Origin of the sequence: Falsiroseomonas oryzae (assembly GCF_027856955.1) — a bacterium.
GTDB lineage: Bacteria > Pseudomonadota > Alphaproteobacteria > Acetobacterales > Acetobacteraceae > Falsiroseomonas > Falsiroseomonas oryzae.
The window spans coordinates 1-5,989 of record NZ_JAPSMD010000328.1 but is presented as its reverse complement, the minus strand read 5'-3'; the positions used below and the strand labels follow the sequence as shown (position 1 = coordinate 5,989).

Sequence of the window (5,989 nt, the reverse complement as noted above, 5' to 3'; positions counted from 1 at the left end):
CGACAACGTCTCGATGGATGTCGAGCTGATCGCGCCGATCGCCATGGACGAGGGGCTGCGCTTCGCCATCCGCGAGGGCGGCCGCACCGTCGGCGCCGGCGTCGTCGCCAAGATCGTCAAGTAGGGCGGGCCTTCCCCGTCATGTGCGGACCGGGGCGGGCGCGCAAGCGTCCGCCCCTTTTCGTCCCGAGGCCGGGACCGGGCGAGGCAGTCGATGTCCGAGGCTGAGAGGCCCTTCGCGGGCGGGCAGGTGGAACTGGCCGGGTTCGGGTCCCGCCTGCTGGCGCAGGTGATCGACCTGTTCTGGCTGATCCCGCTCTCCTACCTGCTCGGCACCCTCGCCGCCCTGGTCAATGGCGGGCAGATGTCCGCCGGTGGCGAACTGATGGCCAACCTGATCGGTGCCCTGGTCGTGCTGCTGTTCTGGGTCGAGCGCCAGGGCACGCCCGGCAAGCTGGTGCTCGGCCTGCGCATCGTGGACGCCGAGACCGGCGGCGTGCCCACCATCGGGCGGCTGGTGCTGCGCTATGTCGGCTACCTCGTCTCCGCGCTGCCGCTCGGCCTCGGCTATCTCTGGGCGCTGTGGGACAAGCGCCGCCAGGGCTGGCACGACAAGATGGCGGGCACGCTGGTGGTGAAGGATCCCCGCGGCTGAGGCGCGCCGCGCCTGCGGGCCGCTTGTCACCCGCCGGTCGCTCCGCTATGCCTCGGCCCTCGCGCGGCCCATGCGCGTGACGCCCGGAGACTGCCCGTTGCGCTGGAACGCGCGCAGGCTGGCCCGGACCGACCGCTAGGGGCGTAGCTCAATTGGCTAGAGCGCCGGTCTCCAAAACCGGAGGTTGGGGGTTCGAGACCCTCCGCCCCTGCCATGCGGCCGCGCGAATGTCGCGGCCCGGTAAGCCCCGGGAGCGCATCGTGTCCGTGTCGTCGTCGTGAAAGGGGCCGTCTTGGCCAAGCTCGATCCCGCAGGGTTCGTCCGCGAGGTGCGGCAGGAGGTGGCCCGGGTCACCTGGCCCACCCGCAAGGAGACGCTGGTGACCACGGGCCTGGTGCTGGCGCTGTCGGCGCTGGCGGCGCTGTTCTTCATGATCGTGGACTGGATCATCGCCGGCGCCATGCGCCTTCTGTTCGGGCTGGGGGTGTAGCCGCGTCATGGCCGACAAGAAGTGGTACGTCGTCCACGTCTATTCGGGCTTCGAGAAGAAGATCTCGCAGCAGATCCGCGAGCAGGCCGCCCAGAAGGGCCTGGCCGACAAGTTCGAGGAGATCCTGGTCCCCGCCGAGGAGGTGGTGGAGGTCCGGCGCGGCCAGAAGACCAACCAGGAGCGCAAGTTCTTCCCGGGCTACGTCCTGGTGAAGATGGAGATGACCGACGACGCCTGGCACCTGGTGAAGAACACGCCGAAGGTCACCGGCTTCCTCGGCGAGAAGAACCGCCCGACCCCGATCCGCGAGCAGGAAGCGCAGCGGATGCTGAAGCAGATGACGGACCAGGCCGACAAGCCGAAGCGCCCCGCCATCGTCTTCGAGATCGGCGAGCAGGTCCGCGTGGCCGACGGCCCCTTCACCAGCTTCAACGGCACGGTGGAGGAAGTGGACGAGGAGCGCGGCCGGGTGAAGGTCAGCGTCTCCATCTTCGGCCGCTCCACCCCGGTGGAGCTGGAATACGGCCAGGTGGAGAAGCTCTGACCGCGCTACTCTGGCATCCCGGCCCGCCGCAGACCCTCGACGAAGACGTCGCGATGCGCGTGCGGGCCCAGATGGCGGTACACGGCCGATAGCGTCTGGGTGCCGCCCAGCGCATCGGCGCGGGCCAGGGCGTCGCGCGCCTCCTCGACGAGGTCGAGATGCCCGCAGCAGGACGCCAGCAGCCGCCAGTTGCCGATGAATTCGGGAAAGGCGGCCGTGGAGCGGCGGATATGGGGCAGCGCCGCCTCGAACCGGCCAGAGCCGAGCAGCGCCAGCCCGTGGATGCTCGCGTAGAAGCCGGCGAAGCCGTCGATCGGGCTCATCCGCAGCGCCTTCCCGGTCTCCTCGACCGCCGCCTCCATCCGCCCGGCGCGTAGCAGCGCCCAGCCATGGATGGTGCGCGCCAGCGCGAAGTTGGGGTTGATGGCCAGCGCGCTCTCCAGTTCGACGAGGGCTGCCGCATGGGCGCCCTCGCCGCTGAGGATGTGGCCCAGCGTGGTGCGCGCCCATGGCTCGCCGGGGTCGAGGACGATGGCCCGTTCCGCCATCTGCCGCGCCTTGCGGTAGGCGGCGGCGCCGTCCGCCGCCCAGTGGCAATGCGCCGACCACATCGTCGCCCAGCCGCCGACCGCATGGGCGCGCGCATAGTCGGGATCGAGCGCCGCCGCCTCCGCCGCCAGGAGCTGCGCCTGCTCGTTCGCGTCCCGGCTGATGCGGAACACCAGGGACAGCGCGCGCACCACCTTGCCCCAGGCGTCGAGGCTGCCTGGCGGACTTGCCCGGGCCCGATGCTCCTCCCGCGCGTGCAGGTGCGGCTCGATGGAGGCCGCGATGCTGCCGGTGATCTCGTCCTGCACCGCGAAGATGTCCTCGAGGTCGCGGTCGATCCGGTCCGCCCAGAGATGCTCGCCGCTGGCCGCGTCGATCAGCTGCGCCGTGACGCGGACGCGCTGCCCGGCCGCCGCGCGCTGCACGCGGACGCTGCCTTCCACGACGTAGCGGACGCCCAGTTCGCGCCCGACCTGGCGCACGTCCACCGCGCGCCCCTTGTAGGTGAAGGCGCTGTTGCGGGCGATCACGAACAGCCATCGGATGCGCGAGAGCGCGGTGGTGACATCCTCCACCAGCCCGTCGGCGAGGTACTCCTGCGACGGGTCGCCGCTCATGTTCTGGAACGGCAGCACGACGAGGGAGGGCCGGTCAGGTAGGGCGAGCGCGGGCGGTCGGCCCGTCGCGGGCGTCTCGCCCGGCGCGCTTCCGCGCAGCCGGAACACGCGGACCCGCTGCGGCACGTTCTTCAGCGCCTGCTCGCCCATGTCCTCGGCTTCGACGGGCAGCCTGCCGGCGAGGTCCTCGCGCACGCGGGCGGATACGGCGATGCCGCCGGGCAGCGCCAGCGCCTCCAGCCGCACCGCGACGTTGACGCCGTCGCCGAGCAGGTCCGACCCGTCCTCGGCCACCGCCACGTCGCCCTGGTGCACGGCGATCCGCAGCGTCAGCCCCACGCGGCCGGCCGCCAGGGCCGCCTGGATCGCCATGGCGCAGCGCACCGCCTCGACCGCGCTCCGGAACTCGGCGAGGAAGCCGTCGCCCAGCGTCTTGAACAGCCGCCCGCCATGGGCCGAGAGGCAGGGCTCCAGCACCTCGCGCCGCAGCCGCGTCATGTCGTCCAGGGTGGCCGCCTCGTCCTCCGCCATGAGACGGGTCGAGCCCACGACGTCGGCGGCGAGGATGGCGGCAAGACGTCGGGGCCTGTCGGTCAAGGCGCGCGCTCCGTGCCGTCCCGGGCGGCCGGCCGGCGCACGGCAGGATAACGGCAAGGTCGGCCAGGACAAAACGCAGAGCGGTGTCCGCACCGGTCGTAACGACCCGGCCGGAGGATGCGCGCGCGGTGCCGCCGCCGCATGGCGCGATGGGTCTGGACAAGGCCGTCGCCGGGGGCTAGATGCGCAGCCCGCCGCGCGGCCCGGGGGCATCCCGGGCCGTTCGGCGTTGCAGGGAACGCGGGAGACGCCCTCGGGGCGTCGCATGGACCGCGGGCCTCTGTGAACCGGCGCCGCGAGGCGCAACAGAGGACTGGACAGTGGCAAAGAAGATCGTCGGCTACATCAAGCTGCAGATCCCGGCCGGCAAGGCGAACCCCTCGCCGCCCGTCGGCCCCGCGCTCGGTCAGCGCGGCCTGAACATCATGCAGTTCGTGAAGGAATTCAACGCGGCGACGCAGCAGATGGAGCCGGGCACCCCCACGCCCGTCGTCATCACCGCCTACTCCGACCGCACCTTCTCCTTCATCACCAAGACGCCGCCCAACACCTACTTCCTGCTGAAGGCCGCCAAGATCGAGAAGGGCAGCCAGACGCCGGGCAAGGGCGGCACCGTCGGCCGGGTCACCAAGACCCAGCTGCGCGAGATCGCCAAGGTGAAGATGAAGGACATGAATTGCACCGACGTCGAGGCGGCGGTGCGCATGCTCGCGGGCTCGGCCCGTTCCATGGGCATGACGGTGGTGGAGGGCTGACGCCATGGCCAAGATCGGCAAGCGCCTGAAGGCCGCCCAGACCGGCTTCGACCGCGACAAGGCCTATGGCCTCGCGGAGGCCATCAAGCTCGTCAAGGCGAACGCCAAGGCGAAGTTCGACGAGACCGTCGAGATCGCGATGAACCTCGGCATCGACCCGCGCCACGCCGACCAGATGGTCCGTGGCGTCGTCGGCCTGCCGGCCGGCACCGGCAAGACCGTACGCGTGGGCGTCTTCGCCCGTGGCGCGAAGGCCGAGGAAGCCAAGGCCGCTGGCGCCGACGTGGTGGGCGCGGACGACCTCGCCGCCCTGGTGCAGGAAGGCAAGATCGAGTTCGAGCGCTGCATCGCGACGCCGGACATGATGGCCCTGGTGGGTCGTCTGGGTAAGGTGCTCGGCCCGCGCGGCCTGATGCCGAACCCGAAGCTCGGCACCGTCACCATGGACGTGAAGGGCGCCGTCACCGCGGCCAAGGCCGGCCAGGTGGAGTTCCGGGCGGAGAAGGCGGGCATCGTCCATGCCGGCATCGGCAAGGCGTCCTTCGGCGAGGACAAGCTGCTGGACAATGCGCGCGCCTTCATCGACGCGATCCAGAAGGCCCGCCCCACGGGCGCGAAGGGCACCTATGTGAAGAAGGTGTCGCTGAGCTCCTCGATGGGCCCGGGCGTGAAGGTGGACCTGGCCTCGCTCTCCGCGGGCGCCTGACGCCACCGACCAGATACGGCGCCCTCTGGGGCGCCGGGCAGGGCGGGGGGAACCCCGCCCGACCTGTCGGAGACCCTCTGTGGCCGCGCCTTCGGGCCGGCCTTGAAGCGGCGGCGACGCCCGCAGGGGATAGATGGGGTGCCGAGAAGTTCCGCCGACCGGAGGGCGACGCCCTTCGATCCGGCTTGGCTTGACGGTCCCTTCCAACAGGCGAGTACGGGATGGCCTCTGCCATCTCGCTTGAACCGGTCGGGGCCCCTCCATCAGGCCCTGGTCAATTCGGAGACGGGACGTGGACCGTACGGAAAAGCGCGCCTTCGTGCAGGCGCTGCAGGCGGTGTTCGCGGATACGTCGTTCGTCCTGGTCAGCCAGAACAAGGGGCTGACGGTGGCCGATGCGACGACGCTGCGGCAGCGCATGCGGGACGCCGGCGCGACCTACAAGGTGGCGAAGAACCGGCTGGCCTCGCTCGCCCTCGATGGCAGCAACTTCAAGGGCATCCAGCCTCTGCTGAAGGGTCCGACCGCACTTGCGTGGTCGAAGGATCCGGTGGCGGTGGCGAAGACGGCCGTGGACTTCGCCCGCACGAACGACAGGTTCGTGATCCTGGGCGGCGCCCTCGGCAGCCAGACGCTGAACGCCGATGGCGTGAAGGCGCTGGCCGAGCTGCCCTCGCTCGAGACGCTGCGTGCGCAGCTGCTCGGCCTGATCCAGACCCCGGCGACTCGCATCGCCGGCGTGCTGCAGGCCCCCGGCAGCCAGCTCGCGCGGGTGTTCTCGGCCTATGCCAAGAAGGACGAGACGGCGGAGGCGGCCTGAGGCCGCCTGCGCCAGCCAGACCCTACCGCCCGGGGGATGGCCCTCGGGTGTTGCAAAGATCAAGCCAAGCCACTAGATCGAAGGATACACGAACATGGCCGACCTTGCGAAGCTGGTTGACGAGCTGTCCAGCCTGACCGTTCTGGAGGCTGCCGAGCTCTCGAAGATGCTCGAGGAGAAGTGGGGCGTGTCCGCCGCGGCGCCGGTTGCCGTGGCCGCCGCGCCGGCCGCCGGCGGTGGTGCCGCCGCCGCGCCC

Annotated in this window: 8 protein-coding genes, 1 tRNA gene and 1 pseudogene; 9 read left to right on the top strand and 1 reads right to left on the bottom strand. The window is 70.9% G+C overall.

Annotated elements, in window-relative coordinates:
* From OZN99_RS23315 to nusG, 5 genes are all read left to right on the top strand, one after another.
* The coding region (locus OZN99_RS23315; protein WP_456299879.1) for an EF-Tu C-terminal domain-related protein at positions 1-124 on the top strand (124 nt) is incomplete at its 5' end.
* Between the two features lie 90 nt (positions 125-214).
* The gene (locus OZN99_RS23310; RefSeq protein ID WP_270937650.1) at positions 215-655 is read left to right on the top strand and encodes an RDD family protein; all 441 of its coding nucleotides are present in this window, start codon (positions 215-217) and stop codon (positions 653-655) included.
* A gap of 137 nt (positions 656-792) precedes the next feature.
* A tRNA-Trp gene (locus OZN99_RS23305) sits at positions 793-869 on the top strand.
* Positions 870-947: 78 nt separating this feature from the next.
* The gene (gene secE / locus OZN99_RS23300) at positions 948-1,145 is read left to right on the top strand and encodes a preprotein translocase subunit SecE (RefSeq protein ID WP_270937649.1); all 198 of its coding nucleotides are present in this window, start codon (positions 948-950) and stop codon (positions 1,143-1,145) included.
* Between the two features lie 7 nt (positions 1,146-1,152).
* Positions 1,153-1,689 carry a transcription termination/antitermination protein NusG gene (gene nusG / locus OZN99_RS23295; RefSeq protein WP_270937648.1) on the top strand — a complete coding sequence of 179 codons (537 nt, stop codon included), beginning with the start codon at positions 1,153-1,155 and terminating at the stop codon, positions 1,687-1,689.
* Between the two features lie 5 nt (positions 1,690-1,694).
* On the opposite strand, the gene OZN99_RS23290 is transcribed toward nusG, so the two are convergent.
* On the bottom strand, positions 1,695-3,452 hold the full coding sequence (locus tag OZN99_RS23290) for an adenylate/guanylate cyclase domain-containing protein (protein WP_270937647.1): 1,758 nt from the start codon (positions 3,450-3,452) through the stop codon (positions 1,695-1,697).
* 320 nt (positions 3,453-3,772) lie between these two features.
* On the opposite strand from OZN99_RS23290, the gene rplK reads away from it, so the two are divergent.
* The 4 genes and pseudogenes from rplK to OZN99_RS23270 form a co-directional block, all read left to right on the top strand.
* Positions 3,773-4,207, top strand: a complete 435-nt coding sequence (gene rplK / locus OZN99_RS23285; RefSeq protein ID WP_270937646.1) for a 50S ribosomal protein L11 — start codon at positions 3,773-3,775, stop codon at positions 4,205-4,207.
* A 4-nt stretch (positions 4,208-4,211) separates the two neighbouring features.
* Complete coding sequence (gene rplA, locus OZN99_RS23280) at positions 4,212-4,913, top strand: 50S ribosomal protein L1 (RefSeq protein ID WP_270937645.1); 702 nt, start codon at positions 4,212-4,214, stop codon at positions 4,911-4,913.
* Positions 4,914-5,205: 292 nt separating this feature from the next.
* Positions 5,206-5,733 carry a 50S ribosomal protein L10 gene (gene rplJ / locus OZN99_RS23275; protein WP_270937644.1) on the top strand — a complete coding sequence of 176 codons (528 nt, stop codon included), beginning with the start codon at positions 5,206-5,208 and terminating at the stop codon, positions 5,731-5,733.
* Positions 5,734-5,827: 94 nt separating this feature from the next.
* Positions 5,828-5,989 (top strand): annotated as a pseudogene (locus OZN99_RS23270) (50S ribosomal protein L7/L12); the annotation flags it as partial.

Excerpts from the sequence above, each read along its gene's own strand:
- OZN99_RS23310 (WP_270937650.1), top strand. The coding sequence starts at position 215 with ATGTCCGAGGCTGAGAGGCCCTTCGCGGGCGGGCAGGTGGAACTGGCC.
- nusG (WP_270937648.1), top strand. The coding sequence starts at position 1,153 with ATGGCCGACAAGAAGTGGTACGTCGTCCACGTCTATTCGGGCTTCGAG.
- rplA (WP_270937645.1), top strand. The coding sequence starts at position 4,212 with ATGGCCAAGATCGGCAAGCGCCTGAAGGCCGCCCAGACCGGCTTCGAC.